Raw genomic sequence first — 25957 nt, 5'->3', positions numbered from 1 at the left:
ACACCCATGCCACGCGGAAGCAAAGCCAAGTACACCGAGGAACAGAAGCGCAAGGCCGCGCGTATCGAGGACAGCTACGAGGCCAAGGGCGTGCCCAGGGATGAAGCCGAAGCCCGTGCCTGGGCCACGGTCAACAAGCAGTCCGGCGGCGGCGAGAAGGCCGGGGGTTCCGGGCAGAAGAAGAGTGAGAGCGCTAAACACAAGTCGCGGCAGTCCTCAGCGCAACGCGCGGTGAAGACCCGGCAGGGTGAACCGCGGCCGGATCAGCCGCTGGAGCAACTGACCAAGGCCGAGCTGATGGACAAGGCGCGCAAGCAGAACATTGCGGGGAGATCGACGATGAGGAAGGCGGATCTGGTCAAGGCACTAGCCAAGTAAAAGGAAACGACGCGGACCACAGGGTCCGCGTCATCTTCACGTTCAAGGCGAGATCGGATCACTCGCCGGGAAGGTCTCCTCCAACGCGTTATCCACATTCTCCTCATCCGGCTGCTTCGCCTTGTCATCCCCGCAATGGCATTCACTCATGCGGCACGGCTCGCCATTGGCATGCCCGCTCGCGCAGGCCTTGCAGCAATAGGCTTCGCCGCCCACCTGCACGGCATTGGCGTCCACTTCGCAGGTACAACCGGGGCAGGCACAGTGTTGTTCGCTCATGATCGTTTCCTCCTTCACTCAGGCTTCTTCATCGCCGTCAGCAGACGACACCCGGTCGGTCCAGGGCTTGCCGTCCAGCGGCGCCGAGCGTGCCAGCTCGGCTTCATCGAGGCCGATGCCGCCACCGATTTCGTCTTCGTCGACCCGCCGCAGTTGCTGGTCCACAGGCCCGGCACCGCCACGTTCGGACGGATCGCGGGCACCGGTCTGGTCGTAGAGGGTGTCGGGACTCAGGTCGTCGTAGGTGACGTTGTCTTCATGCAGGCTTTCACTGAGGGCTTCCCCCCCGGTCATGCCGCTGCGCTCAACCCGCTCGGCGGGAAACTCGCGATTCACCTCTTCCGCCGACCGCGCATCGCCGGCGCGGCCCTGACGCTCGTCGTGGCGGTCGCTGAAATCCAGCTCACGCATTTCGCCCATGCGGTCCTGGATGTCGTCGATCTCCTGCGGCACATGGCTGGCAGGCTTTTCACTTTTCTCGTTCATGGCAACCTCGCTTGCGGATGAGCTGTACCTGAGTCGACTCGCCGCCGCGAAGAATGATTCAGTCTTTCTGCCACCCGGTCGCCACGCCGATTGAACTCCGCTCCCGCGCGTCCTCTCCCACTTGGTAAGACGCCGGAGACAGAGCATCCGCCATGGCCAAGCCCCTCGAGGAATACCAGCGCAAGCGCAACTTCACCGCCACCCCTGAACCCAGTGGCAAGCGCGCCCGTGGCAAAGGCCAGGCGCTGCAGTTCTGCATCCAGAAACATGACGCCAGCCACCTGCATTACGACTTCCGCCTGGAACTGGATGGCACCCTGAAAAGCTGGGCGGTGCCCAAGGGCCCGTCGCTGGACCCGAAGGTCAAGCGCCTCGCCGTGCATGTCGAAGACCATCCGCTGGACTACGCCGGCTTCGAGGGGCATATCCCCGAAGGTCACTATGGCGCCGGTGATGTGATCGTCTGGGATCGCGGCATCTGGATTCCCGAAGGCGATCCCCATCAAGGCTATGCCAAAGGTCATCTGCGCTTCGAACTGCAAGGGGAAAAGCTGGGCGGGCGCTGGAACCTGTTCCGCACGCGCCTGGCCGGCAAGAAAGAACAGTGGATGCTGGTCAAGTCAGCAGACGCCCAGGCCCGTGAAGAAAGCGACTACGACATTCTCGAAGCCGCGCCGGACAGCGTGCTCAGCGATCGCACCCTGCCCAATGCGACACCCGCGCCCAAGCCCGCTACGGCGAAGAAAAAAACGCGCAAGGCGCCGCTGCCCGCCACACTCAAGCCGCAGTTGGCAACCCTGGTGGACGCTCCACCGCAAGGCGCCTGGCGCTACGAAATCAAGTTCGACGGCTATCGCATCCTGGCCCGCATCGATGACGGCGAGGTGCGTCTGTTCACCCGCAATGGCCATGACTGGACGGCGAAGATGCCGCGCCAGGTGGCCGCGCTCAAGAAGCTCAAGCTGAAATCCGCCTGGCTCGACGGCGAGATGGTGGTAGCCGACGAGAACGGCGTGGCCGACTTCCAGGCACTGCAGAACGCCTTCGACACCGAGCACGACGAACGCATTCTCTACTACCTGTTCGACCTGCCCTGGCTCGATGGCCACGACCTGCGCCAGCACCCCTTGCACGAGCGCCGCGCGGCCCTGGAAAAGCTGCTCGCCGATCCGCCGCCTGAAGTGCGCTACTCCGCCGACTTCGATGAACCGGTGACCTCGCTGCTTGCCAGCGCCTGCCGGATGAATCTCGAAGGCCTGATAGGCAAGCGTCGCGACAGCACCTATGTGGAACGGCGCAGCAGCGACTGGATCAAGCTCAAGTGCCAGCAACGCCAGGAGTTCGTGGTGCTCGGCTACACCGATCCGAAGGGCAGTCGCGCCGCCTTCGGCGCCCTGCTGCTGGGCCTGCACGATGGCAAGCAGTTGCGTTACGCCGGCAAGGTGGGCACCGGTTTCAGCACCGACACCCTGCACACTCTGCATCGGCAACTCAAACCGCTGGAAGTGTCCCGGCCGGCGCTGGACAAGCCACCGAGCGGTGCCGAGGCCCGTGGCGTGCACTGGCTCAAGCCGCATCTGCTGGCCGAAATCAGCTTCGCCCAGATGACCCGCGAAGGCATCGTCCGCCATGCAGTGTTCCATGGCCTGCGCAACGACAAGCCAGCCAGCGCGATCACTCTGGAGCGTCCCATGACCGCCAGGAAAAGCACCGCCAGGCAGATGCGCCTGACCCATCCCGAGCGCATCATCGATGCCACCAGCCACACCCGCAAACTGGACATCGCCGAGTACTATGCCAAGGTCGGCAAGCTGATCCTGCCACACCTCAAGGATCGCCCGGTCGCACTGGTCCGCGCCCCGGACGGGCTGGCCGGCGAGCTGTTCTTCCAGAAGAACGCCGCCCAGCTCGACCTGCCCCATGTCAAAACCTACGGCAAGGACGAGGCAGGCCAGGCCGCCATGGTGATCAATCGCCAGGACACTCTGCTCGGCGCGGTGCAGATGAACACCCTCGAACTGCACACCTGGAACGCCACCGACAAGCAGTTCGAGCGCCCGGACCGCTTCATCCTCGACCTCGACCCGGACCCTAAGCTGCCCTGGAAAGCCATGGTCGAGGCCACCACCCTGACCCTCACCCTGCTCGAAGAACTGGGCCTGCGCTGCTTCCTCAAGACCAGCGGCGGCAAGGGCATCCACGTGGTGGTGCCACTACAGCGCAAGGCCGGCTGGGACGAGGTGAAGGATTTCAGCCACGCCATCGTCAGCCACATGGCCGGGCTGTTCCCGGACCGGCTGTCGGCGGTGTCCGGGCCGAAGAACCGGGTCGGGCGGATCTTCATCGACTACCTGCGCAACGGCCAGGGAGCCACCACCGTCTGCGCCTGGTCGCTGCGGGCCCGCGAGGGCATGCCCGTGTCGGTACCAATCTGGCCGGAGGAACTGGCCGGGCTCAAGGGCGCCAACCACTGGACCCTGGCCACCATCGACGAGCGCCTGGCGGACGGCAACGACCCGTGGAAGGACTACGCCGCCACTCGCCAGTCGATCACCGCCGCCATGCGCAAGAAACTCGGCCTGAAGTGAAGGAGCCACGTATGAGCATCATCCAGGACTTCGACCTGGGCAGCCTCGACACCCTGCTGCGCAGCTTCACCCAGCGTCCCCAGGCGCTGCATCTGGACACCCAGTTGCCGCTGATCCTGCAATCGCTGCAACAGGATCATCTCGACCTGCTGCCCCTGCCCGGCCAGGGCCATACCTTGCAACGCTGGCAGACCCTGGCCCGGGTCGCCGGCTGCGACCTGAGCCTGGCCAAGCTGTACGAGGGCCACACCGATGCCCTGGCGATCCTTTCCGAATGCGGCGCCAGCCACAAGGTCGGCCAGGGCATCTGGGGCGTGTGGGCTGCGGAACCGCCAGATGCACGGGTGCGCATCGTCGAGCGCGATGGCGAGCGGGTGCTGCTGGAGGGGCGCAAGGCCTGGTGTTCCGGCGCCTTGCAGATCGACAACGCGCTGCTCACCGCCTGGGACAGGCATGATCAGCCGCAACTGGTGGCGATCGAGCTGTCTCATCCGAGCCAGCGAATCATTGCCGAGGGCTGGCAGGCGGTGGGCATGTCGACCACCTCCAGCGTGGTCATGGAGTTCAATGACTCACCGGCCCGGGCCATCGGCGCGCCGGGCCAGTACCTGTCGCGCCCCGGGTTCTGGCACGGCGGCGCAGGTATTGCCGCCTGCTGGTACGGCGCCGCCGAGGCGCTGGCCGATTACCTGCGCGAGCACTGCCGCAAGCCACGCCCCGACCCGCACGCCGAGGCGCACCTGGGCACAGTCGATGCCGCCCTGTGCGGTGCCCGTGCGACCTTGCGCGAGTGCGCGGGCTGGATCGACGCCAACCCGGGCAGCGATGCCGAGCTGCCTGTGCGGCGCACCCGGGCCCAGGTGGAACAGGCGGTGAACCGGGTGATCGAGCATGTCGGTCGCGCCCTGGGCGCCACGCCGTTTTGCCACAACAGCCATTTCGCCCGGCTTGCCGCAGACCTGCCGGTATTCCTGCGCCAGAGCCACGCCGAACGCGATCTCGCCGTGCTCGGCCGACAACTGGCGGGCATGCCCGCGGGAGCCTGGCAGCTATGAGCGAAGACCTGTTCAAGGGCCCGGCGACCCGGCCCGAGCAATGGCAGCACTCGGCTCACCTGGCCCGGGCCACCTGGATCACCCCGCAGCAGCTGTGCCCGCCGGGGCGGCGCCTGGTGGTGGTGGCGCCCCATCCCGACGACGAGATCCTCGCCTGCGGCGGCCTGCTCGCCAGCTTGCGCGGCCGTGAAGCGGACCTGCTGCTGATCTCGGTCACCGATGGCGAGGCCAGTCACCCCGGCTCCGTGCAGTGGACCGAACACCGCCTGCGCCGCCAGCGCCCACAGGAAAGCCGCAACGCCCTGCACAAGCTCGGCCTCGATGTGCAGACGCTGGACTGGCAGCGCCTGTCGTTGAAGGACACCGCCGTGGCCCGGGACGAGGCCTTCCTGGTCAATCACCTGAGCCAGCTGCTGCGCGCGGATGACCAACTCCTCTGCACCTGGCGCGGCGATGGCCACTGCGATCACGAGGCCGTCGGCCGTGCCTGCGCCCAGGCAGCGCAGGCCAAGAGCGTGGCCTTGCTGGAGGTGCCGGTATGGGCCTGGTACTGGGCCGAGCCGGAGGACACGCGCCTGCCCTGGGAGCGGGCGTACAAGGTGCAACTGGATGCCGATGCCCTGCAACGCAAGCAGCAGGCGATCACGGCCCATGTGAGCCAACTGGAAACCGATGGCGAGCGCCCGCCGGTGCTGCCGGCGGAAACGCTCGAATGCCTGATGCAACCTTTCGAACTGGTGTTCCGATGAGTGTCGATGCCCGTTACTTCGCCAACCTGTTCGCCGCCAGCGACGACCCCTGGGCCTTTCGCACCCGCTGGTACGAGAAGCGCAAGCGCGACCTGATCATGGCCAGCCTGCCAAAGCAGTTCTACGAACGCATCTTCGAGCCGGCCTGTGCCAATGGCGAACTGAGTGCAGCGCTTGCCGAGCGTTGTAGCGAACTGGTCTGCCATGACCTCGACGCCACCGCCGTTTCCCTCGCCCGCCAGCGCCTCGCCCACTTGCCAGGTGTCCAGGTCGAACAGGGACACCTGCCGGGGGACTGGCCGGGCGGCAATTTCGACCTGATCGTCCTCGGCGAGATCGGCTACTACCTGGACCCGGCGCAGTGGCTACAGGTGATCGAGCAGGCGGTGGCCAGCCTGAACGCCGATGGAGCGCTGCTGGCCTGCCACTGGCTGCACCCGATCGACGGCTGCCCGCAGGACGGGCGTCAGGTACATGCCCTGCTGGAGCAGCGTTTGCCGCTGTACCGCGTGCTGCGCCACGAAGAAGCGGACTTTTTGCTGGAGTACTGGAGTTGCCAGCCCAGCGTGATCGACCTGGACGAGACCTGCCCATGATTGCCGTGATCATTCCTGCACATAACGAAGCGGACACTTTGCCGCGCTGCCTGGCGGCCGTTCGAACCGCTGCCCGCGCCGCTGAAGGTGCCGGGCACCAGGTCGGGATCGTGGTGGTACTGGATCGCTGTACGGATGCCAGTGCCGAGATCACCCGCGGGTTTTGCGTGGAGACGCTGGAGGTCGATGTGCGCAATGTCGGCCAGGCGCGCCGGGCCGGGGCCGAACTGATGCTGCAACGCGGTGCGCAGTGGCTGGCCTGTACCGATGCCGACAGTTGCGTGCCGGCGGACTGGCTGCTGTGCCAACTGGGCTTCGCCGCCGATGCGGTGTGCGGCACGGTGCATATCGAGGAATGGCAGCCGGATCAGGACCAGGCGCTGCGTGAACGTTATCTCGGGCATTACCAGATGCGCGAGGGGCACCGGCATATCCATGGGGCCAACCTGGGGATCTGTGCCCGAGCCTATCAGCGGGTGGGCGGGTTCCGGCCGTTGGCGCTGAACGAGGATGTGCAGTTGATCCAGGATCTGGAGGCGTGCGGGGCGACTATCGTGTGGACGGCGTTGAACAGTGTGTCGACCAGCAGCCGCATGGACAGCCGGGCGCGGGGTGGGTTTGGGGATTATCTGCGGTCGCTGCAACTGTAAGACTTGCTGTGTTGCTGATGGCCTCATCGCTGGCAAGCCAGCTCCCACAGGTCCGGCGATGCACGCGGTCCTTGTGGGAGCTGGCTTGCCAGCGATGAGGCCAGTAAAACACCAACAATCATGAAGCTTTGCGCGCAGCCTTCTTCTTCGGCTTCCCACCGAGACTGCGCTTGAGCAACTCGGTCAGGTCGATGATGTCCGCGCCCTTGCCCTCGCCCTCCTCGTCCGGCTGTTCCACCGTGGCGATCTTGCCCTTGGCCGCCTTCTCCTCCACCAGGTCCATGATGGTCTGGCGAAACTCGTTGTGGTAATCCCCAGGCGTCCAGCTGCCGCTCATGTCCTTGACCAGGCGCTTGGCCATGTCGAGTTCGGCCTTGCTCGCCTTGGCCTTGGTCACGCTGCTGTCCAGTTCCAGGCTGTCGAGACCGCGTACTTCATCCGGCCAGCGCAAGGTAATCAACACCAAGGCTTCCTCCAGTGGCCGCACCAACGCCAGATGCTGTTGGGTATGCAAAACCACCGTGGCCAAGGCCACCTTGCCAGTGCTTTCCAGGGTATCGCGCAGCAACGCATAGACCTTGCCCCCGCGCTTGTCCGGCGCCAGGTAATACGGCGTCTCGAACTGCTGCAAGGGAATCTCCCCGGCCTCGACGAAGGAAAAGATATCGATGGTCTGGGTCGCCTCGGGCCGGGCCTTGCGGATCTCCTCCTCGCTGATCACCACATAGCGGCCCTTCTCCACCTCGACGCCCTTGACGATATGTTCCTTGGTCACCTCCTTGCCGGTGACCTTGTTGATCCGCTTGTAGCCCACCGGGTCCATGCTGCGCTGGTCGAGCCAGTCGAAGTCGATGCGCTGGCTGCTGACTGCGGTGGTCAGGGCAACGGGGATATGCACCAGGCCGAAGCTGATCGCACCTTTCCAGATTGCACGTGGCATGGCGAACTCCCGAAGGTCAGTTGTCGCTGTCCTTGCTCGGCGCCAGCTGCGAAGCCGGACTTTCCGATTGCGGTTGCTGCATCTGCAATGACGGCTTGCTCGGATCGGAGTCCTTGCCGGGGTGGTTGGAATTGTCGAAACAGCCGCCCAGCGCCAGCAGGCCGGACAGCAGAAGCATGGCTGCGCCCTTGTTCATGGCCGATTCCTCCGCAAAAGCAAACGGCGCACCGAGGCAGGGCCACGATGCGCCAGACGGACGGGGCATGTGCATGCCCCGCCAATTACTTCACTGCTGCATCAGGAGCGACCACCTTTGCGGCCGGTGTCCTGGGGTTTCTGCCGGTCCTGATTCATGCCGCCCGAATGTTGCCCGCCCTTGCGACCGGCTTCGGAGGCTTTTTCCCGATCGTTGGCGAAGTTGCCCGGGTTGCCACCTTGCTTGGAGCCAGTGCGGTTTTCATTGTTAGCCATGATCTTTCACCTCATAGAAACTAGGGATGCACGACGTTTGCCGTACATGACTTGGGGGTCCGGTTCAGGGCAGGGATTCGCTTTGATTCGGGGCGGTCGGACGGGTGGCGGGAAATAGCGGGAGGGGGGTGTTTGGGGTGCCAGGTATTTGTGGTGTTGCTACTGGCCTCATCGCCGGCGAGCCCCACACAATCCCTGTGGGAGCTGGCTTGCCAGCGATGAGGCCGGTGGCCGTTACTGATGCACGTGACCGTGCTTCATCTCCGGCTCACCCTCGGTCAAGGAGCGTACGGGCGCCTTGATCTCGAGGTTTTCCTTGTTGCCCTTGGCATCCTCGATCACCAGGGTCAGCGGCACTTCCTGGCCTTGCTTGAGCTGGTGCGTCAGGCCCATCAGCATCACGTGATAACCGTTGGCATCCAGGCTCACCGCCTTGCCGGCCGGCAGGTCGAGGCCGTTGACCGGGCCCATGGTCATCACGTCGCCATTCATCTTCATCTCATGAATCTCGACGGTCTTGGCAACCGGCGACTGCACGGCAACCAGCCGCGCATCGGTATCCGAGGTGAGGGTCATGAAGGCACCGGACGTCGGCTGGTTGGCCACGGTGGCGCGGGCCCAGGCGTTTTCCACGGTGGTTTGCGCCAGCGCCGGCAGGGCGGCGCCACACAGGGCCAGGACGGCCAGGGTTTTACGAACAGGCAGCATCAGCAGATCTCCATCAGGGTCAGCAGGTCTTCGGCGCACTCTTTCGCGGTCAGCGAATGGGACAGCCCCAGATGCAGGCGGCCGCGGGAGTCGAAGACGAAACTGGTGGACGAGTGCGACACGGTATAGCTGTCGCCCAACGGCACCTTCTCGTAGAACACACCGAATTCCTTGGCGGTGGCCGCGATCTGTTCCGGGGTGCCGGACAGTGCGGTGAAGGTCGGGTCGAAGGCCTTCACGTAGTCTTCGAGTATCTGCGGCGTGTCGCGTTCCGGATCGAGGGTGATGAAGATCACCTTGAGGAAGTCGCCATCGCGGCCCATCAGCTTCTTGATCTGCACCGCACGCGCCAGGGTGGTCGGGCAGATCGCCGGGCACTGGGTGAAACCGAAGAACACCATCGGCATCGAGCCGTAGAAGCTCGACAGCGCGTAGGTATCGCCGTGGACATCCTGGAGCTTGAAGGAGCGGCCGAGGATCTTGTTGCTCAGGTCCTTGCCGTACTTGAAATCGAGCTTGGGCGAGGTATCGCAGCCGGTCAGGGCCGCAAGCCCCGCCAGGCCGAGCCCGGCGAGAACCGTACGCCGGGTCAGTAGATCATTCATGTAACCATCCTTTGGGGAGGGTGCACGCTTGCGCAGGGAAGCCGTTTGTTTCCGGCTTTTCACGGGGCGGCATTTTCGCACGCAAGGCAGGGAGGGGCCAGCGCACAGCGCCCGAAGGGTGCGGCGTGGTGTCGCAGAAGGTGACGTAAAAACGTAACAAGGCATTAAACAATCTGTGCCGATTCCGTCAACAACACCGGACAAATCCGACAAATTACACACATTTGTCACAAATCGGCCCGCTTCCTGCTGTCGTCCCGCCGACGCATCGCCAAGATGCCAACGCCTACCGACACACAAGGACAAGTGCCGTGCTCAAACCACTCGCCATCGCCGTCGCCCTCGGATCCGCCCTGCTGCCTCTGGGGGCCGGGGCCTACGACTACGGGGACTACGCCAGCCAGACCCTCGACCGCCTGATCCACGACTATCCCGGCCGCTACCGCGGTACCGCCAGCTTCGCCGGCGCTGCGGACTGGATGGAAACGCAACTGGGCTACGGCTACCAGACCAGCCGCCAGGACTTCACCTGGGCCGGCAATCGCAGCTCGCAAAACGTCATCGCCTCCGCCGCCGGGACCAGCAGCAACTACGTGGTGCTTGGCGCCCACTTCGATACCTACTTCGGCCGCCCGACCCTGCAAGGGCTGGACGATAACGCCTCAGGCGCCGCGGTGCTGACCGAGATCGCCCGCAACCTCGGCGGCGTGCAGCTGGAGAATGGCCTGGAAGTGGTCGGCTTTGGTGCCGAGGAGGAAGGGTTGCGCGGTTCGCGGGCCTATGTCGCCTCCCTGGACGGCAGCCAGCGCGCCAACCTGCTGGGGATGATCAACCTCGACAGCCTGATCACCGGCGACAGGATGTATGCCCACGCCGGCAGCAATGCGGTCGCCAACCCGGCCCTCGGCGCCTACCGCGACCAGCTGTTGCGCATCGCCCAGGAACTGAAGATCGACCTGTTCACCAACCCCGGCCTCAACGCCGATTACCCCGCCGGCACCGGCTGTTGCAGCGACGGCGAAAGCTTCGAGGGGCTGAACGTGCCAGTGCTGTTCATCGAGGCGACCAACTGGGAACTGGGCGATCTCGACGGTTACGAGCAGACCGACAACCCGGCGATCCCGGGCGGCTCCACCTGGCACGACCCCAACGAAGATAACCAGACCGTGCTCACCGGCGCCTTCGGCCAGGAACGCATCGACCAGCGCCTGCGCGACTTTTCGCGCCTGCTGACGCGCCTGGTGCTGGAACTGACCAACGCCGACCTGCTCGCCTCCACCGCCTCGGGCGGGGCCATGGCGCGGCAGATGGAAGACCAGTTGCAACGCCAGCACCAGGCCATGACGCGCCTGCATGACCGACGCTGGCTGAGCTTGCTGGGCAGCGAGCGGGCCGTGGGTACGTTCGATGGCGAGGTTGGCGTGGAAGGCGAAGTGTCGCCGGACAGTGGCTTCGACATGGCGGGCAATCCCGAGTCGAAGCGCGTTGGCGTGCATGTGCTGGGCGACTACCGCCTGAGCGATGCCGCGAGCGTCGGTGCCAGCCTGAGCTTCGAGCGCAGCCGCGACAGCCTGGACCATGGTGGCCGGGTCGAAGGCGACACCTGGCAGGTCGGCGTGTTCGGCTTGCTCAACGATGGCGGTCCTCAGTGGCTGGCGGGTGAGCTAAGTGGCGGGCATACCCGTTTCGACACGCGGCGCTCGGTGTTCATCCAGGCCAATGGCGGGCCGGTGTTGCTGGACCAGCGGCTGTCCGGGGATACCTCGGCGCTGTTCTGGGGCGCGCGGGTCGAGGGTGGCTATGACTTCGACATCGGCGGTTTGAAGACCGGGCCGCTGGCCGGGCTGGATTACGTTCATTACCGCATCGACGACTTCAGCGAGGACGAGGCGCTGCGCACCGCGCTTGGGTACGAGAAACAGGATTACGACGCGCTGGAAGCCAGCCTCGGCTGGCGCCTGCATGGCCAGCTGGGGCTTGGCGCCGGGATGGTGGTCAAGCCTTACGCCAGCGTGCGCTGGGTGCGGGAACTGGCGGAGGGGCGGCTGGACGAGATCGATCTGACGGCCCGGGCCGACGGGCGGGTGCGGGTGGCTGAACCCGGAGACGTCGACAAGAGCTTCGGGCGCGCGCAGCTTGGGGCACAGTTGATGGTGACCGAGCAACTGGGGGTGTTTGCCGAGGCCAATACCCGGTTTGCCCATGATGAAGGGAATCAGGCGGGGTATTCGGTGGGGGTGCAATGGATGTTCTAAGCATCCAGTGATGTGGTGAACTTTCGGGCCTCATCGCTGGCAAGCCAGCTCCCACAGGGTTCGGCAGCGCCGCGGACACTGTGGGAGCTGGCTTGCCAGCGATGAGGCCATTAAAAACAACACAAAATCCGCCTATTCTTCACCTGTCAGCCATTCACCCCAGACAGCCCACCATGCCCCGCCTCATTCTCCTGACCCTGGCCCTGTTCCTCACCAGCACCCAGGCCGCCGGGCCCTGGCACCTGGCCCACGAAGAAGCGGGCATCCAGGTCTACCTGCGCGACGTCCCCGGCTCGAAATACCAGAGTTTCCGCGGCGTCACCACGATCAAGGCCGACGTGCGCACCCTCAGCGATCTCCAGGAAAACCTCCGGGTCGCCTGCAAATGGCTCTACGCCTGCGCCGACATGCGCCTGCTGGGCGTGGAGGGCGCCGACACCTTCGTCTACCTCACCACCGCCCTGCCCTGGCCCGCCGGCACCCGCGACATGGTGCTCAAGGTGCACAGCGAGCGCAGCGATGACGGCAGCCTGACCCGTGAACTCAGCGCCCTCCCCGGCCGTGTCCCGCGGGAACCCGGGCAGGTCCGCGTGACCCAATTGCAAGGCATCTGGCGCATGGTCCCCAAGGGCGAACGGGAAACCGAGGTCACCTACGAAATGCAGGCCGACCCTGCCGGCGACATTCCGGCCTGGCTGGCCAACCAGTTCGTCATCGACGCGCCGATGATCACCCTGAAAACCTTGCGCGCCGTGGCCGAGCGCCAGGGCATTCACAGTGCGGATGACACCGCGCAACCCATTCAGTAATCAAATACCACGAATTCCAACATTTAATTTGTGGATGCACCGCGATGCTCATACTGTAGAGCGGCAGCCCCGGTAGAACGGCCGTTACAGGCGGTCCCGGGGTCACAACAACAAACATCCGAGACTGTCCATGTCCAAATCCTACTTCGCCCCTCACGGCGGGCACCCGGCTCAGACCGAGCTGCTGACAGACCGTGCGATGTTCACCGAGGCCTACGCGGTCATCCCCAAGGGCGTGATGCGTGACATCGTCACCAGCCACCTGCCGTTCTGGGACAAGATGCGCATGTGGGTCATCGCCCGCCCGCTGTCCGGTTTCGCCGAAACCTTCTCGCAATACATCGTCGAAGTTGCCCCGGAAGGCGGCAGCGAGCGTCCTGAGCTGGACAAGAACGCCGAAGCGGTGCTGTTCGTCGTCGAAGGTGAAGTCGACATCACCCTGCAGGGCAAGAACCACACTCTGAAGCCTGGTGGCTATGCCTTCATCCCGCCGGCGGCCGAATGGAGCCTGCGCAACAACAGCAACGCCAACGTCACCTTCCACTGGATTCGCAAGCACTACGAAGCCGTGGAAGGCCTGGCGCATCCGGAAGCGTTCGTCACCAACGAACAGGACATCGCTCCGATCCCGATGCCGGGCACCGACGGCGCCTGGGTCACCACCCGCTTCGTCGACATGGCTGACATGCGTCACGACATGCACGTCAACATCGTCACCTTCCAGCCGGGCGGCGTGATTCCGTTCGCCGAGACCCACGTCATGGAACACGGCCTGTACGTCCTGGAAGGCAAGGCGGTATACCGCCTGAACCAGGACTGGGTCGAAGTGGAAGCCGGCGACTTCATGTGGCTGCGCGCCTTCTGCCCGCAGGCCTGCTACTCCGGTGGCCCTGGCCCGTTCCGCTACCTGCTGTACAAGGATGTGAACCGCAACGTGCACCTGACGCTGAACCCGAAGCGTTGAGTGGTGTTGGGCTCGCAGCCTGAATGAAAAAGCCCGCCGGTGGATGGCGGGCTTTTTTTATGAGTGCCTATGAGGGCCCCATCGCTGCAGCGACTCGGACCCTGTGGGAGCTGGCTTGCCAGCGATGAGGCCCTCAAGGTCAACACTTACTCCTGATCCAGCAACCCCGCCAGCACCACCCCCAATTCCTTCACCATCGGCTCCGCCGTCGGCCGATGCACCACCACGATCTCATAGCTGTCCACCACCGGCAGCCCATCCCCGTCACCCAGCACCCGATGATCCCCGGTCACCGCCCGCGGAGGCAGCAGGCTGATCCCCATCCCGTCCGCCACCGCCGCCTGGATCCCGCTCAAACTCGAACTGGTGAACGCAATCCGCCAGCGCCGCCCCAGCCCCTCCACGGCATTGATGATCTCGTCGCGGTACAGCCCACGAGGCGGAAAAGTCACCAGCGGGATCGGGTCCAGTTGCAGCGCCGGGTTCTTCGCGCTGTCGATCCAGGTCAGTTCCTCCGCCCAGTTCGCCACCCCTTCCCGGCCATTGCGCCGCTGCTTCAACAGGACCAGGTCCAGCTCACCGTTGTCGTAGCTCTGGGCGATATCCCGGCACAGGCCGCTGGTGACTTCCAGCTTGACCTCGGGATGCTTGCGGTTGAAGGCGGACAAGGCGTTGGTGGTGCGGCCCCCGACGAAGTCCTCGGGCACGCCAAGACGCACGGTGACGCCAACGGTCGCGCCAGCCAAGGCTTCGAGCATCTGGTCGTTCACCGCCAGCATATGGCGGGCGTAGCCGAGCAGGGTCTGGCCGGCATCGGTGGGCAGGACCTCGCGGTTGCCGCGTTCGAGCAAGCGGTGACCGACCATGTCTTCCAGGCGACGGACCTTCTGGCTGATGGTGGATTGGGTTGAATGCAGGCGGGAGGCAGCGGTGGTGAAGCTGCCGCAATCGGCGACCACGACGATGGCGCGCAGGAGGTCGAGGTCGAAGAGGGTTCTAGTGGGTTTTGCAATGGGCGGCATGGGGGCATTTACAGAATGAATGACCCCCGAGGTTTTAACACGCCCTCACGCCACCTGCGAGCCCTGCAGGAACAGATGCCGCTCGACATCCCGCCGCTTGACCATCTGGATATCCGGACGGCCACGGACCTGGACCCATTTGGAGAACTCCGCAGCTGCCCGTTCGAATTCACCGGCATTGACGTGACGGATCAGGATCGAGCTGCGGATGCGCGCGATGCCATAGTCGAACATCAGCATCAGCAGCGCGTCCCATTGCCCCTGGCTCACCGGGACCTGCAGCATCCCGGCCAGATGGGTCTCGAAGCGACCGAGTTCATGCTCCAGCTTGGCGTCGGCCTCAGCCTGGGTGATTTCCATGCCCTCGCTGACATCACCATAGTGGGCATAGCCGATGAACCAGGTGCCGGCAGTGTCCTGCCGGGCTTTGAGGGTCAGGCCGTTACGGCGTTTGATCAGGTCCAGACCCGTCGGGGACAGTCGCATGTGCCAGCTCCTTGCAAGAAAGTGAGGGACAACGTTCGGCCAAGACTACTTCAGACATGGGGCAGCGTGATAGCACTAAGCCGCTACCTATCGCCGCACCCGGTACAGGCCTCAGAACCGGACTTTCACCCCCACATACCCCGTCCGCCCCGGCGCCGGTTCGTAGTAGCGCCCGCCACTGTCATTGATCCGCAGATTGTCGTAATAGCGCCGGTCCGTCAGGTTATCCAGCCCGGCATACGGCTCCACATTCTCCGCCCAGCCCTGCAACTGCATGCCCACCCGAAGGTTGACCAGTGCATAGCCGCCGACACGGGCGGTATTGCCACTGTCGGCATACTGCCGGTCATACAGCGAGGTATTGACCCGTGCGTACCAGTTGTCGCGACTGTAGGACACTTCGCCAAACAGGCTTTGCACTGGAATTCCAGGCAAGCGATTGCCGTCGGCATTCTCGAAGCTGCGGTAGGTGTAGTCGTTGAGGCTGTAGGCCGTGCTCAGTTGCCAGTGCTCGTCGGGCTGCCAGCGGGCGCTGAGCTCCAGGCCGTCGCGGCGGGTGGAGCCGGCGTTGCGGTAGAAGGTGCGGCCGTCGACGTAGGGCACCAGTTCGTCGCGGGTGTCGATGCGGTAGACCACCGCTTCGTAGCGCCAGTGCGCGGTTTCGCCCTTGAAGCCGATCTCCTGGTTGAGCGCTTCCGCCGGCTCCAGGCTGCTGTTGAATCCACCGCCATTGGGGTTGGCGAGTTCGCTGACGGTCGGGGTCTCGAAAGAGGTCGCGACACGGGCATAGATCGTGTGGGACGGATCCAGCCGGTAACTGAGCCCGACGCTGTAATTGAGGTCGCGCAGGTTGCGCTTGCCGGAGTCGTCACCGTCCCGCAGGTAGCGGTCGTCGACGCTCAGGCGCACCGTGTCATGACGCAGGCCGAGGCTGAGCAGCCAGTCGTCGGTGAGTTCGGTCTGGCTTTCGACGAACAGACCAAGGCTGCGGGCTTCTTCACGTTGACGGGAGGTCAACGCACCCTTCTCTCCGCCGACGATATTGTTGTTGCGATCCCGATCATCGCGCAGGGATTCAAGGTCGCCGCCGAAGGTGAGCTTGTGCCTGAGGCCGAACCAGTCGGCGACATGGGTGTAGTTGGCGCCAACACCACCAAACAGGCGCTCGTAGCTGGTCTGGCCGTTGGCCGCCAGCGGCAGGCGATTCTCGAAATCGCGCTGACCGACATAGCTGCGAATCTGGTAGGTATCTTCCCCCAGCGGCTGACCATCCCAGACCAGCGACAGGCGTTGCTGGCGGATGCGTTCGTCGGAATCGAAGCTGAGGCTTTGCGGCCGCGCCTGATTGCGATCGGCACGAACCTGATCGAGCGTCAGCCCACCCGGATCCTCCGAACGATTGTCGAGGGCGTGCAAGGTCAGCCCCAGACGCCCCGTCTCGCCCCACCAACGCAGCTTGCCGGTCAGGCTGTTGGCTTCACTGGTGGCATGCTGTCGATAGCCATCGGACTGGGTCGAACTGACCGCCGCCAGGGCGCCGAAATTGCCCTCGGTACCACTGGCTTCGACGCTCTGCCGGCGGAAACCGTAGCTGCCGAAACTGACATCACCGGACACCCCCGGACGGTCGCCCGGCTCGCGGGTCTCGATCGCCAGCACGCCGCCGGCACCATTGCCATAGAGCACGGCGGCGGGCCCACGAAGGACTTCCATGCGCTCGACCAGGCCGAGGTCGAAGCCGTCCAGTTCGGTCTGGCCATCGGGCATGGTCAGCGGTACGCCATCCACCAGCACGCGAATGCCGCGCACGCCGAAGCTGGAGCGCGAGCCGAATCCACGGATTGCCGGACGCAGGCCCTGGGCGGCGTTGTAGCGGCTTTGCACGACTACGCCTGGCACGCTGGAGAGCAGGTTGCCCAGGGTCAGCGCCTGTTCGCCGCGGCTGTCGGCGGTATCGACGACGCTGGCGGACAAGGCCGCCTGGGCCCATTCGTCGCCGCTGCGGGTGGCGCTGATCACCACGGGGTCGACTTCGCTCGGAGTGTCGGCAAAGGCGCCGGTGCTGGTCAGGAGCAGTGCGCCAAGGGCAGCACGGCGGTGTGCGGCGCGTTGCCGCTCGTTGTTGTTCATAGGACGTTCCATCGAGGCCGGCAAGGTGGGGCTGAGTGGACCATAAACGGGCGGGTGGGCATAGGGCTATCAGGCTTGGGGCCGGGGGTTGGGGTACTTCGGTTGGGGGTCGAAAGTAGGAGTGTCAGGGAGAATTTGGGGCTGCTTCGCAGCCCTTCGCGGGCAAGCCACGCTCCTACAAGAGCGACGCGATCGTCTGTAGGAGCGTGGCTTGCCCGCGAAGGACCGCAAAGCGGTCCCAACGGATCTCAATAGAAATACGCCAACCTGAACTGCAACGAATTATCGATCTTCACCCCCTCCCGCACCGAGGTGTCGTGCATCACCTGCCCCATCACCTGCAGTTGCTTGTTGACCATGGTCGCCACCGTGAACCCGACGGTGCCATTGTCTCGACTGGTGGCCAGGGTCACCCCGTCCAGCGTCTCGCGCCCGCCCCAGTTATGCCGGTAGGTCACCGCCGCATAGGTGTCCTGGGTGAAGTTGTAGCGCAGGTGGTTGTGCAACTGCAGCAGCGTGTCCTTCTTTGCATCGGTCGAACGCTGGTCCTGGTAGAACTCGGCCTCGGCAATCACATCCCAGGTGATCCTGTCCGTCAGGCCCTTGATGTAGCCGACCTGGAAATCCACGGCCCAGCGGTTGTTGCTGAGGGCAAAGCCTTCGTTCTTGTCGCTGCCGGTCGGTGCAGTGAAGAACACCGACCAACCCAGGTGCTCGTTGCGTTCCAGGTCGCCGATGGTCCACAGCGTGCCGCCGAAGGTGATATCGCCCAGGCCGGAATTCTTCGTGTGGGTCGCGCCGATATCCTGCTGGCCGAAGGGAATGACGATCTGCGGATCCCAGGTGTAGCCGGTGCCGAAGAAGTCGGTGAAGTGGATCAGACGCAGCACACCCACGGTCATGTCCAGGTCGAGGTCGTCGGCGACCTTCTTGCCGCCAGAGTAGACCTTGTCGCCCCGCGGATTCTGCTGGTACAGCACCACCACGTCGGTGCCCTTGGGCAGCGCGGTGTAGTCGCCGGGATCGGGTTTGACGTCTGCCAGGACCGTCAAGGAAGTGCCGAACAGTGCGAGGCCGGCCGTGAGGGCCGAGGCGTTGAAGGTCTTCATGGTGAACTCTCGTTGTTGTTTTTGTTGGCGTGCAGAGCCCCGGACGACCCCGTTTCCGGGGTCGCCTGGTTAATGAACCGGACTCAGTTGGCGGCGTTGGCCTTCAGATCGGCCTGAAGGTCATGGGTGCGCTTGACCAGGTACTGACGGATCAGCTCCATGTCCTGCGGCTTGAGGATGTCGGAGAAATTCGGCATGCCGCGGTAGATCAGGGCGCCGCTGACGAAGGCCGGGAAGGCTTCGTGCTTCTCTTTCGTCAGGTAGCGCAGGTCCGGGACCACACCGCCCGCCACCGCGTTAAGGCCATGGCAACCTGCACACAGGCCGTTGAACAGGTTGCGCGCTTGCACCAGTTGCTCCGGCGTAGCCGTCAGTTTCAGCTCGACATTGGGGAATACCGGGGCCGCTTTCGGCGGCGGCAGTTCACCCTTGGCCCCCAGCTTGAAGGCGATGATCCGCGACTCGGACTGGACCTTGGCCTTGTTGGTCAGCGAGCCGGTCAGCAACGGCAGGATCCCGCCCCAGCCGACGGAGAAGGCCACGTACTGGTCCTTGCCCACGGTGTAGGTGATCGGCCCGGCCATGACTCCGGAGTTGGCCCGGTGCTCCCAGAGTTTCTCGCCTTTGTCGGCGCTGTAGGCCACCACCCGCCCGTCCGCCGTGCCCTGGAACACCAGGTTGCCAGCAGTGCTCAGGGTGCCGCCGTTGCCGGCGCTGGCGTATTCCTGCTTCCAGGCCGGGGCCTGCTTGACCGGGTCCCAGGCGATCAGTTCGCCGGTCCAGGCATCGCGGATCTGCTTGAAGGTCTTCGGGTCTTCCGGCAGGTCCGGTACGTCGAGGCCGAAATTGAGCACCGATTTGTTCGGGAAGAACATCGGCTCTTTCGCCGCCTTCAGCTCGGCCAGGGTGTGCTGGGCCGGGATGTAGACGTAGCCGGTTTTCGGGCTGTAGGACATCGGGTGCCAGTTATGCCCACCGAGGAAGCTCGGTTGTACGACCTTGGGCTCCTTGGAGTAGTCCGCTGCACCGGTCAGCACCGGGCGGCCGGTCTTCAGGTCGATCTCGCTGGCCCAGTTCACTGGCACGTAGTTCTTCGCCGACAGCAGCTTGCCGTCGGTGCGGTCGAGCACGTAGAAGAAGCCGTTCTTCGGCGCCTGCATCAGGACCTTGCGCACCTGCCCGTCGACCTTGATGTCGGCGAGGATGATGTGCTGGGTCGCGGTGTAGTCCCAACGGTCCTGCGGGGTGACCTGGTAATGCCAGACGTATTCACCGGTGTCCGGACGCAGGGCGAGGATCGACGAGACGAACAGGTTGTCGCCCTTGCCCTGGCTGCGGAACTGGTAGTTCCACGGCGAGCCGTTGCCGGTGCCGATGTACAGCAGGTCCAGGTCCGGGTCGTAGGCCATGGAGTCCCAGGCCGTACCGCCACCGCCCCATTTCACCCAGCCGTCGCCGGTCCAGGTCTTCATGGCCATGGCCATGGCGGGGTTTTCCGGCGGCAGCTTGGGGTCACCCGGCACGGTGTAGAAGCGCCAGGCTTGCTTGCCGGTCTCGGCATCGTAGGCAGTGACGTAGCCACGCACGCCGAACTCGGCGCCACCGTTGCCGATCAGCACCTTGCCCTTGACGATGCGCGGCGCACCGGTGATGGAGTAGCTCTTGCTGCGATCGATGATGGTGTCCACCGACCAGGCTTCCTTGCCGGTCGCTGCGTCGAGGGCGATCAGGCGGCCGTCGAAGCTGCCGACATAGACCTTGCCGTTCCACACCGCGACACCCCGGTTGACCGGGCCGCAGCAGCCCTGGCTGAGGTTCTCCGGCGGCACATGGGGGTCGTATTTCCAGAGCATCTCGCCGGTCGCCGCATTCATCGCATAGACAATGCTGAACGCGCCGGTGGTGTACATCACCCCATCGACCACGATAGGCGTGGCTTCGGTACCGCTGTCGATGTCCAGGCGGGTGGTCCAGGCCATGCCGAGCTGGCCGACGTTCTGGTCGTTGACGGCGTCCAGCGGGCTGTAGCGCTGTTCGTCGTAGGTACGACCGTGGCTCATCCAGTTGCCGGGATCGAGGTTGGCGTTGGTCAGGCGTTTCGCATCGACCTGCGCGGCCGCGGGAAGCGGGCTGTCGGCCGCCACGGCATGCAGGGTCGACAGCAGCAAGGGCAGACCCGCCAGGAGAAAGAGGGTTTTCATGTGTTTCGGACTCCAGCGACACATTTATTGTTGTTATGCGCCCGCGGGACAGGCTGCCCCCGCAGGTCACGCAATAGCAGGCGTTGCGCTACGTAGAGGTATTAGAGGTTTTGCCGCGGGGCGGTGCTTGACTGACACCGCCAATGCAGTTGGCATTTCCTGCCAATGCTCAGACCTGGAAGGCGTGGGCCCGGTAGTCGCGGGGCGAGACTTCGAACTGCCGCTTGAACGCCCGGCTGAAGTGGGCGACATCGACGAAGCCCCACTTGAAGGCGATCTGGGTGATCGACTGGCTACGCAAAGTGTGGCAGCACAGGTCATGGGCCACTTTGGTGAGGCGGGTGCGCAGGATGTACCGCGAGACACTCTCGCCGTGTTCTTCGAACAAGCGGTACAGACTGCGCACCGAGGTGTGCAACTGATCCGCCAGGTACGCAGGACCGAGGTCGATGTCCTGCAGGGATTCATCCACCAGGCGCAGCGCCGTGGCGAACAGGCTGTTGCTCTCCAGCAAATGCCCCTCCCCCTGCGTCTGCCCGGACATCGCCGGCAGCACCAGGGACACCAGGGCATTCTGGATCGCCTGGCCGTCATCACCGTTGGCCGCGCCATCGCCGAGCATGCCGATCGACTGCACCAGCGAACGCACCATGCGGCTCGACACGTTGTTGCGCGACAGCTTGCCGAACAGGTTATCGCCCTTGAACTGGCGGGTGACGATATCCCGCGACAGGTGCACGGAGATGTTTTCCACCAGGCCCAGGGGCTCGATCTCGAACAGCCGCGCCGAGTCCACCAGGGCGATGTCTTCCGGACCCAGTTCGACTTCCATGCCGGCCTGGCGAATGCGCTGGCGACCGCTGCGCTGGTAGATCAGGAAGCAATGGCTGTCGTCGCTGTCGACGCCTATCAGCTCGCGGCTGATCAGGCGGGCGTTGGTGCGGATGTGGGCGGTGTCGAGGGCGCCGATGGTCTGGCTGTGGATCTCGCCGATGAAATGACGGGTCAGGCTGGAAGGCAGCGTACTGAAATTACCGCAGATACTGCGCAGGGACTGACACCAGCGTTCGAAGCCGATCTGCTCGCTCGATGACAGGAACATGGCATCCTCCGATCTTGTTATTTAATTAACATATTATCTAATTTCGAAGAGATCAAGCCGCGTAGCGACACCACTTTAAACCATGACAACCTTAAAAAGTATCATATCGAATAGTGGCGACTGGACCTTCATCGGCAAGGGAGCGCGTCCCTCCCCGGCCGTGACAACGTCCCTGCGCCGGTTTTTGTCTCTCAAGCCGCGCTTCGGCCAACCGATAAACTTTGCACGCGCATGGAAAGGCGTGGCGAATTCGCGCAAGCTCATGCACCGGATCTGCAACCTCAACCCTCGGTACTCAAGGAGACAAGCATGGCTGGCGAGCTTTATATCGAGTCCATCAGCAGTGACGACGTGGAAAACCTGGTCAGGCTGGGCGGGAGCCTGATCGAGTCGGTGTTCCACTCCGACAAGAGCGACATGGCGGTGCTCCAGACCCGCGCGGCCCTGGCGGCTGGGGCGCAGAACCGCCGGGACCTGCCGGCGCACTGCTACATCCGCTTCGAGCGCAACAACACCACGCAGACGGACGTCCTGCGGATGAGCAGGATCCTCGACCTGACCTCGCGTCCACCGGTCATCGTCTCGACACGAGCGGCGTTTGCCGGCTGGGCCGGGCTCACCGACCTGCAAAAGGCGCAACTGCTCTGGGCAGAACTGGCCAACGCCGCCGTCACCCTGGAGTTCTACAAGGTCGGTTTTTCGAGCGTGAAAACCCACTACCCGAAGTTCACCATGGTCCCCCAGTAAAACGTCCGAATAAACGGTTCGAACAGGTTTGACGATTTCGGCCCCGCCCACGGGCGGGGCCGGCATGGCACTGTTGCGCATCAGCGGCTATCTTAGGTGCCGTAACGGCCACGGCCGGTTGCATCCATAACAAGATCGCCGTGCCTGCCTTCGCGCAGCAGCACGCCACACGGAGCCGTTCATGACCCGGCATAGCGCGCAGCCTCACCCAAGCGAACTCGCGGCCTTCGTCAACGAGCATTTCCCGCAGCGCCGGATACGTCCGGACGGGGTCATCGCCCAGTCCTGGTATCGCAGTGTCGTGCAACACCACCTCGACCCGGCTACCGCTACCCGCCTGGACATCCTCTGCGCCGAGGACATCCGCCGCCACCAGCAGCAACACCAGGAGTACCTCGACATTGCCAGCCAGGGCGTCAGCGGCCTGGCCCGGCGCGTGGTGCCGGCCGGCTTCGCGGTGCTGCTCAGCGATGAGCACGGCATCACCCTCGACGCCCGCCTGCCCAGCGCACACACCCCCTACAGCCGCTCGGGCCTGGTGGTCGGCGCGCGCTGGGACGAGTCCATCGCCGGCACCAACGGCATTGGCACCACCCTGGCCGCAGCCGAGCCACTGATCATCCATCGCCAGGAACACTTCCTCGATGCCAATGCCCGCCTGAGCTGTTCCGTGGCGCCGATCTTCGATGCCCAGGGCCTGTTGCGCGGCTGCCTGAACGCCACCTGCCTGAACAACGACGGCCCCAAGGAAAGCCAGTACCTGACCCTGCAACTGGTGATCCTCTACGCGCGCCTGATCGAGAACGCGCATTTCCGCCAGAGCTATCGGGACCGCCTCACCCTCTCGCTCAAGCCGATCGACGAGATCGCCGACCTGGCCAACGAGCAATTGCTGGCCCTGGATGACAGTGGCCGGGTAATCGGCGCCAACCGCGCAGCCTTTGTCGCTCACCACCAGCCGGCGGGCCGCACGTTGCCGGGCAGCCTGATCGACCAGTTGCTGCCGATGGGCGTCGATGAGTTGTTGCGTCTGACCAACGGCGGCGCCCGCGGCCTGCGCTTGCGTGCACTGCATGACGATGCGCTGCTGGACCTGAGCCTGCGCATTCCCTCGGCCCAGCACCGGCCAACGCCTGCGCCGGCAAAAGTACAGCCACCGCGCCACCCGGACCTGGAACGGCTGGCCGGCGCCGACCCGACCCTGCAACAGGCCGTGCGCCGCCTGCGCAAGGTCATCGACAAGGACATCGCCATCCTGATTACCGGCGAGACCGGTACCGGCAAGGAGGCCTTTGCCCGGGCCATCCACCAGGCCAGTGCACGCCGGGCCGGGCCTTTTGTCGCGCTCAACTGCGCGGCGATCCCGGAGAGCCTGATCGAGAGCGAGCTGTTCGGCTACCGCGGCGGAAGTTTTACCGGCGCCGAGAAAAAGGGCATGAAGGGCAAGCTGGAACTGGCCAATGGCGGCACGCTGTTTCTCGACGAGATCGGCGACATGCCGGCCCACCTGCAAACGCGCCTGCTGCGGGTGCTGGCCGAACGCGAGATCAGCCCGATCGGTGCTCCGGCGCCGGTGCCGCTGGATATCCAGGTGGTCTGTGCGACCCACCAGGATCTGCAGGCGATGCTGCGCGACAAAGGGTTTCGCGAAGACCTGTTCTACCGCCTCAACGGCATGCACCTGCGCCTGCCGCCGCTGCGCGAGCGCAGTGACCGTGGGCAATTGCTGGACGAGCTGGTTGCGGCACAGGGCGCGCGGATGACCGCCGAGGCGCGGCAGAGCCTGCTCGATGCGCCGTGGCCCGGAAATGTCCGGCAGCTGCTCAATGCCCTGCGCTATGCAGTGGCACTGGCGGAGGATGGGTGTATCGAGGTGGAGTGTCTGCCGGAGGAATTGCTGCGGGGCAGTCCTGCGGTGTCAGTCGACACCCCTCAAGGGACGGGGCTGCTGGAAGTCTTGCGTCGGCATCGGTGGAATATCAGTGCGGCGGCGAGCGAGCTGGGTGTGGCGCGGTCGACGCTGTATCGGCAGATGAAAAAGCAGGGGTTGGTACAGCCCAATGACCGGCTTTGAAGCTGATGGCCTCATCGCTGGCAAGCCAGCTCCCACAGGGTCTGCGGTGGATGCGATCCCTGTGGGAGCTGGCTTGCCAGCGATGAGGCCATCAGCAACAACCAGACTGTCAGCCCTGGATATACACCACATGACTATGGGTGTACTCATACAACCCATGCTTGCCATCCGCCCCGCCGATCCCCGACTTGCGCGTCCCGGCATGGAAGCCCTGCATGGCTTCGAAGTTCTCCCGGTTGATGTAGGTCTCGCCAAAGTCCAGCGAACGGGTCGCCTGCAGGGCCGCACTCAGGCTGCGGGTGTAGATCGATGAAGTCAGCCCGTACTCGCTGTCATTGGACAGCACGATGGCCTCGTCCAGGTCATCGACGATCTGGATCGGCAGCACCGGCCCGAAGATCTCCTTGCGCATGATTTCCATATCCGCCGAGCACCCCGCCAGCACCGTCGGCTGGTAGTGGAAGCCCTGGCCAAGATCGGCCACCGCACCGCCGCTGATCACCTGCGCGCCCTGGCCGCTGGCGGTACGCACCATCTGCGCCACCTTGTCCAATGCTGCCTGGTTGATCAACGGGCCCATGTCCAGGCCGCTTTCGGCCAGCGGATCACCGTAGCGGGTCGCGGCCATGGACGCGGCGATGCGCTCGATAAAGGCATCCGCCACCTTGCGCTCGACATACACCCGCTCGGCGCAGTTGCACACTTGCCCGGTATTGATCACCCGCGACGCGGTAATGGCCTTGACCGCCAGCTCCAGGTCAGCGTCCGCCAGCACGATGGCCGGGGCCTTGCCGCCTAGCTCCAGGTTGAGCTTGGTGATATTCGGCGCCGCCGCGGCCATGATCCGCGAGCCGGTGCCAACGCTGCCGGTAAAACTGATCAGGTCGATGCCCGGGTGACTGGTCAGTGCGTTGCCGACGGTAGCGCCGGTGCCACAGACCACGTTGAAGACCCCCGCCGGCAGGTCGGTCTCGGCCACCAGGCGGGCGAACTCGAAGCAGTTGATCGGGGTTTCCTCGCTCGGCTTGATCACGATGGTGTTGCCGGTCAGCAGGGCCGGCGCCATCTTGCGGGCGATCAGGAAGAACGGGAAGTTCCACGGCAGGATCCCGGCCACCACGCCCAGGGGCTTGCGCAGCAGCAGGATGCTTTCGCCGGGGCGGTCGCTGCTCAGCACTTCGCCTTCCAGGCGCCGTGCCCACTCGGCCATGTAGTCGAGGTAGTCGGCAGTGAAGTTCACCTCGACCCGCGCCAGCTCCAGCACCTTGCCCTGCTCGGCGGTGATGATCCGCGCCAGGCGCTCGGTGTGTTCACGGACCTTGCTGGCGATGGTCCGCAGATAGCCGGCACGCTCGATGGCCGGCCGCGCAGCCCAGGCTTTCTGGGCCTGGCGCGCGGCAGCGATGGCCTGCTCGACCTGGGCGCCGCTGCCCTGGGGCACACGGCCGAGCAACTGGCCGTTGGCCGGGTTATGTACCTCGATCAACTCGTCGCTGGGCACGAAGGCGTTGCCGATGTAATTCTGGTAAGTGGTGTCAGTCATTTGCACGTCT

Annotated in this window: 25 protein-coding genes; 11 read left to right on the top strand and 14 right to left on the bottom strand. The window is 64.5% G+C overall.

Annotation, left to right across the window (positions count from 1 at the left end):
- The first annotated feature begins 6 nt into the window (after window positions 1–6).
- Window positions 7–378, top strand: a complete 372-nt coding sequence (locus AC2CQI_RS00840; protein ID WP_484578804.1) for a Rho termination factor N-terminal domain-containing protein — start codon at window positions 7–9, stop codon at window positions 376–378.
- A gap of 42 nt (window positions 379–420) precedes the next feature.
- On the opposite strand, the gene AC2CQI_RS00835 is transcribed toward AC2CQI_RS00840, so the two are convergent.
- Window positions 421–657: a metallothionein gene (locus AC2CQI_RS00835; RefSeq protein WP_484578803.1), complete on the bottom strand. Its 237-nt coding sequence runs from the start codon at window positions 655–657 to the stop codon at window positions 421–423.
- An 18-nt stretch (window positions 658–675) separates the two neighbouring features.
- Window positions 676–1143, bottom strand: coding sequence for a phosphotransferase system, HPr-related protein (locus AC2CQI_RS00830; protein WP_484578802.1), 468 nt, complete (start codon window positions 1141–1143; stop codon window positions 676–678).
- Window positions 1144–1295: 152 nt separating this feature from the next.
- Between AC2CQI_RS00830 and ligD the strand changes: the two genes are divergently transcribed.
- From ligD to AC2CQI_RS00805, 5 genes are read left to right on the top strand one after another with little or no spacing between them, the layout of a single operon-like run.
- Window positions 1296–3731: a DNA ligase D gene (gene ligD, locus AC2CQI_RS00825; RefSeq protein WP_484578801.1), complete on the top strand. Its 2436-nt coding sequence runs from the start codon at window positions 1296–1298 to the stop codon at window positions 3729–3731.
- A gap of 11 nt (window positions 3732–3742) precedes the next feature.
- Window positions 3743–4786 carry an acyl-CoA dehydrogenase family protein gene (locus AC2CQI_RS00820; protein WP_484578800.1) on the top strand — a complete coding sequence of 348 codons (1044 nt, stop codon included), beginning with the start codon at window positions 3743–3745 and terminating at the stop codon, window positions 4784–4786.
- A complete protein-coding gene (locus tag AC2CQI_RS00815) occupies window positions 4783–5535 on the top strand; it encodes a PIG-L deacetylase family protein (RefSeq protein WP_484578799.1) in 753 nt (250 codons plus the stop codon). The genes AC2CQI_RS00820 and AC2CQI_RS00815 overlap by 4 nt, the downstream gene beginning before the upstream one ends.
- Window positions 5532–6131: a class I SAM-dependent methyltransferase gene (locus AC2CQI_RS00810; protein ID WP_484578798.1), complete on the top strand. Its 600-nt coding sequence runs from the start codon at window positions 5532–5534 to the stop codon at window positions 6129–6131. The genes AC2CQI_RS00815 and AC2CQI_RS00810 overlap by 4 nt, the downstream gene beginning before the upstream one ends.
- Window positions 6128–6781: a glycosyltransferase family 2 protein gene (locus AC2CQI_RS00805; protein ID WP_484578797.1), complete on the top strand. Its 654-nt coding sequence runs from the start codon at window positions 6128–6130 to the stop codon at window positions 6779–6781. The genes AC2CQI_RS00810 and AC2CQI_RS00805 overlap by 4 nt, the downstream gene beginning before the upstream one ends.
- A gap of 118 nt (window positions 6782–6899) precedes the next feature.
- On the opposite strand, the gene ku is transcribed toward AC2CQI_RS00805, so the two are convergent.
- The 5 genes from ku to AC2CQI_RS00780 all read right to left on the bottom strand — a co-directional run bounded on the left by ku (window position 6900) and on the right by AC2CQI_RS00780 (window position 9505).
- Entirely contained in the window at window positions 6900–7721 is an 822-nt protein-coding gene (ku, locus tag AC2CQI_RS00800) for a non-homologous end joining protein Ku (protein WP_484578796.1), read from the bottom strand.
- A 16-nt stretch (window positions 7722–7737) separates the two neighbouring features.
- Window positions 7738–7917 carry a hypothetical protein gene (locus tag AC2CQI_RS00795; protein ID WP_075805167.1) on the bottom strand — a complete coding sequence of 60 codons (180 nt, stop codon included), beginning with the start codon at window positions 7915–7917 and terminating at the stop codon, window positions 7738–7740.
- Between the two features lie 101 nt (window positions 7918–8018).
- Entirely contained in the window at window positions 8019–8192 is a 174-nt protein-coding gene (locus AC2CQI_RS00790; protein ID WP_075805168.1) for a con-10 family general stress protein, read from the bottom strand.
- A gap of 234 nt (window positions 8193–8426) precedes the next feature.
- Complete coding sequence (locus AC2CQI_RS00785; protein ID WP_484580566.1) at window positions 8427–8906, bottom strand: copper chaperone PCu(A)C; 480 nt, start codon at window positions 8904–8906, stop codon at window positions 8427–8429.
- Window positions 8900–9505, bottom strand: a complete 606-nt coding sequence (locus AC2CQI_RS00780) for an SCO family protein (protein WP_484578795.1) — start codon at window positions 9503–9505, stop codon at window positions 8900–8902. The genes AC2CQI_RS00785 and AC2CQI_RS00780 overlap by 7 nt, the downstream gene beginning before the upstream one ends.
- Before the next feature lie 311 nt (window positions 9506–9816).
- Here AC2CQI_RS00780 and AC2CQI_RS00775 point away from each other — a divergent pair, with 311 nt between their 5' ends.
- The 3 genes from AC2CQI_RS00775 to AC2CQI_RS00765 all read left to right on the top strand — a co-directional run bounded on the left by AC2CQI_RS00775 (window position 9817) and on the right by AC2CQI_RS00765 (window position 13533).
- Window positions 9817–11760 (top strand): autotransporter outer membrane beta-barrel domain-containing protein, encoded by a 1944-nt coding sequence (locus AC2CQI_RS00775; RefSeq protein ID WP_484578794.1) that lies wholly within the window; start codon window positions 9817–9819, stop codon window positions 11758–11760.
- A 173-nt stretch (window positions 11761–11933) separates the two neighbouring features.
- Complete coding sequence (locus tag AC2CQI_RS00770; RefSeq protein ID WP_484578793.1) at window positions 11934–12569, top strand: START domain-containing protein; 636 nt, start codon at window positions 11934–11936, stop codon at window positions 12567–12569.
- A 130-nt stretch (window positions 12570–12699) separates the two neighbouring features.
- Window positions 12700–13533, top strand: a complete 834-nt coding sequence (locus tag AC2CQI_RS00765; protein WP_075805754.1) for a bifunctional allantoicase/(S)-ureidoglycine aminohydrolase — start codon at window positions 12700–12702, stop codon at window positions 13531–13533.
- Window positions 13534–13679: 146 nt separating this feature from the next.
- Here the strand turns inward: AC2CQI_RS00765 and AC2CQI_RS00760 are convergent, their stop codons facing one another.
- From AC2CQI_RS00760 to feaR, 6 genes are all read right to left on the bottom strand, one after another.
- On the bottom strand, window positions 13680–14555 hold the full coding sequence (locus AC2CQI_RS00760; protein WP_484578792.1) for a LysR substrate-binding domain-containing protein: 876 nt from the start codon (window positions 14553–14555) through the stop codon (window positions 13680–13682).
- Window positions 14556–14600: 45 nt separating this feature from the next.
- Complete coding sequence (locus tag AC2CQI_RS00755; protein ID WP_484578791.1) at window positions 14601–15041, bottom strand: lysozyme; 441 nt, start codon at window positions 15039–15041, stop codon at window positions 14601–14603.
- Window positions 15042–15152: 111 nt separating this feature from the next.
- Window positions 15153–17171, bottom strand: coding sequence for a TonB-dependent receptor family protein (locus tag AC2CQI_RS00750; protein WP_484578790.1), 2019 nt, complete (start codon window positions 17169–17171; stop codon window positions 15153–15155).
- Window positions 17172–17419: 248 nt separating this feature from the next.
- Window positions 17420–18280 (bottom strand): transporter, encoded by an 861-nt coding sequence (locus AC2CQI_RS00745; protein WP_484578789.1) that lies wholly within the window; start codon window positions 18278–18280, stop codon window positions 17420–17422.
- 83 nt (window positions 18281–18363) lie between these two features.
- Window positions 18364–20481 carry a PQQ-dependent dehydrogenase, methanol/ethanol family gene (locus AC2CQI_RS00740; RefSeq protein WP_484578788.1) on the bottom strand — a complete coding sequence of 706 codons (2118 nt, stop codon included), beginning with the start codon at window positions 20479–20481 and terminating at the stop codon, window positions 18364–18366.
- 169 nt (window positions 20482–20650) lie between these two features.
- Window positions 20651–21583 carry a transcriptional regulator FeaR gene (feaR, locus tag AC2CQI_RS00735; RefSeq protein ID WP_075803572.1) on the bottom strand — a complete coding sequence of 311 codons (933 nt, stop codon included), beginning with the start codon at window positions 21581–21583 and terminating at the stop codon, window positions 20651–20653.
- A gap of 309 nt (window positions 21584–21892) precedes the next feature.
- Between feaR and AC2CQI_RS00730 the strand changes: the two genes are divergently transcribed.
- Together AC2CQI_RS00730 and AC2CQI_RS00725 are read left to right on the top strand one after the other, a co-directional pair.
- On the top strand, window positions 21893–22330 hold the full coding sequence (locus tag AC2CQI_RS00730; protein ID WP_075803574.1) for a hypothetical protein: 438 nt from the start codon (window positions 21893–21895) through the stop codon (window positions 22328–22330).
- 181 nt (window positions 22331–22511) lie between these two features.
- Window positions 22512–24404 (top strand): sigma-54-dependent Fis family transcriptional regulator, encoded by a 1893-nt coding sequence (locus AC2CQI_RS00725; protein ID WP_484578787.1) that lies wholly within the window; start codon window positions 22512–22514, stop codon window positions 24402–24404.
- Window positions 24405–24513: 109 nt separating this feature from the next.
- On the opposite strand, the gene aldA is transcribed toward AC2CQI_RS00725, so the two are convergent.
- Window positions 24514–25947: an aldehyde dehydrogenase gene (aldA, locus tag AC2CQI_RS00720; protein WP_484578786.1), complete on the bottom strand. Its 1434-nt coding sequence runs from the start codon at window positions 25945–25947 to the stop codon at window positions 24514–24516.
- Window positions 25948–25957: the final 10 nt, after the last annotated feature.

The sequence above is a fragment of the Pseudomonas sp. P2S-1 genome (assembly GCF_057197725.1).
Note: the sequence above shows the minus strand (reverse complement) of the source record. Positions and strands in the feature narration are given on the sequence as shown.

Coding starts and splice junctions, on each gene's coding strand:
- AC2CQI_RS00840 (WP_484578804.1), top strand. CDS start 7: ATGCCACGCGGAAGCAAAGCCAAGTACACCGAGGAACAGAAGCGCAAG.
- AC2CQI_RS00835 (WP_484578803.1), bottom strand. CDS start 657: ATGAGCGAACAACACTGTGCCTGCCCCGGTTGTACCTGCGAAGTGGAC.
- AC2CQI_RS00830 (WP_484578802.1), bottom strand. CDS start 1,143: ATGAACGAGAAAAGTGAAAAGCCTGCCAGCCATGTGCCGCAGGAGATC.
- ligD (WP_484578801.1), top strand. CDS start 1,296: ATGGCCAAGCCCCTCGAGGAATACCAGCGCAAGCGCAACTTCACCGCC.
- AC2CQI_RS00820 (WP_484578800.1), top strand. CDS start 3,743: ATGAGCATCATCCAGGACTTCGACCTGGGCAGCCTCGACACCCTGCTG.
- AC2CQI_RS00815 (WP_484578799.1), top strand. CDS start 4,783: ATGAGCGAAGACCTGTTCAAGGGCCCGGCGACCCGGCCCGAGCAATGG.
- AC2CQI_RS00810 (WP_484578798.1), top strand. CDS start 5,532: ATGAGTGTCGATGCCCGTTACTTCGCCAACCTGTTCGCCGCCAGCGAC.
- AC2CQI_RS00805 (WP_484578797.1), top strand. CDS start 6,128: ATGATTGCCGTGATCATTCCTGCACATAACGAAGCGGACACTTTGCCG.
- ku (WP_484578796.1), bottom strand. CDS start 7,721: ATGCCACGTGCAATCTGGAAAGGTGCGATCAGCTTCGGCCTGGTGCAT.
- AC2CQI_RS00795 (WP_075805167.1), bottom strand. CDS start 7,917: ATGAACAAGGGCGCAGCCATGCTTCTGCTGTCCGGCCTGCTGGCGCTG.
- AC2CQI_RS00790 (WP_075805168.1), bottom strand. CDS start 8,192: ATGGCTAACAATGAAAACCGCACTGGCTCCAAGCAAGGTGGCAACCCG.
- AC2CQI_RS00780 (WP_484578795.1), bottom strand. CDS start 9,505: ATGAATGATCTACTGACCCGGCGTACGGTTCTCGCCGGGCTCGGCCTG.
- AC2CQI_RS00770 (WP_484578793.1), top strand. CDS start 11,934: ATGCCCCGCCTCATTCTCCTGACCCTGGCCCTGTTCCTCACCAGCACC.
- AC2CQI_RS00765 (WP_075805754.1), top strand. CDS start 12,700: ATGTCCAAATCCTACTTCGCCCCTCACGGCGGGCACCCGGCTCAGACC.
- AC2CQI_RS00760 (WP_484578792.1), bottom strand. CDS start 14,555: ATGCCGCCCATTGCAAAACCCACTAGAACCCTCTTCGACCTCGACCTC.
- AC2CQI_RS00755 (WP_484578791.1), bottom strand. CDS start 15,041: ATGCGACTGTCCCCGACGGGTCTGGACCTGATCAAACGCCGTAACGGC.
- AC2CQI_RS00750 (WP_484578790.1), bottom strand. CDS start 17,171: ATGAACAACAACGAGCGGCAACGCGCCGCACACCGCCGTGCTGCCCTT.
- AC2CQI_RS00745 (WP_484578789.1), bottom strand. CDS start 18,280: ATGAAGACCTTCAACGCCTCGGCCCTCACGGCCGGCCTCGCACTGTTC.
- AC2CQI_RS00740 (WP_484578788.1), bottom strand. CDS start 20,481: ATGAAAACCCTCTTTCTCCTGGCGGGTCTGCCCTTGCTGCTGTCGACC.
- feaR (WP_075803572.1), bottom strand. CDS start 21,583: ATGTTCCTGTCATCGAGCGAGCAGATCGGCTTCGAACGCTGGTGTCAG.
- AC2CQI_RS00730 (WP_075803574.1), top strand. CDS start 21,893: ATGGCTGGCGAGCTTTATATCGAGTCCATCAGCAGTGACGACGTGGAA.
- AC2CQI_RS00725 (WP_484578787.1), top strand. CDS start 22,512: ATGACCCGGCATAGCGCGCAGCCTCACCCAAGCGAACTCGCGGCCTTC.
- aldA (WP_484578786.1), bottom strand. CDS start 25,947: ATGACTGACACCACTTACCAGAATTACATCGGCAACGCCTTCGTGCCC.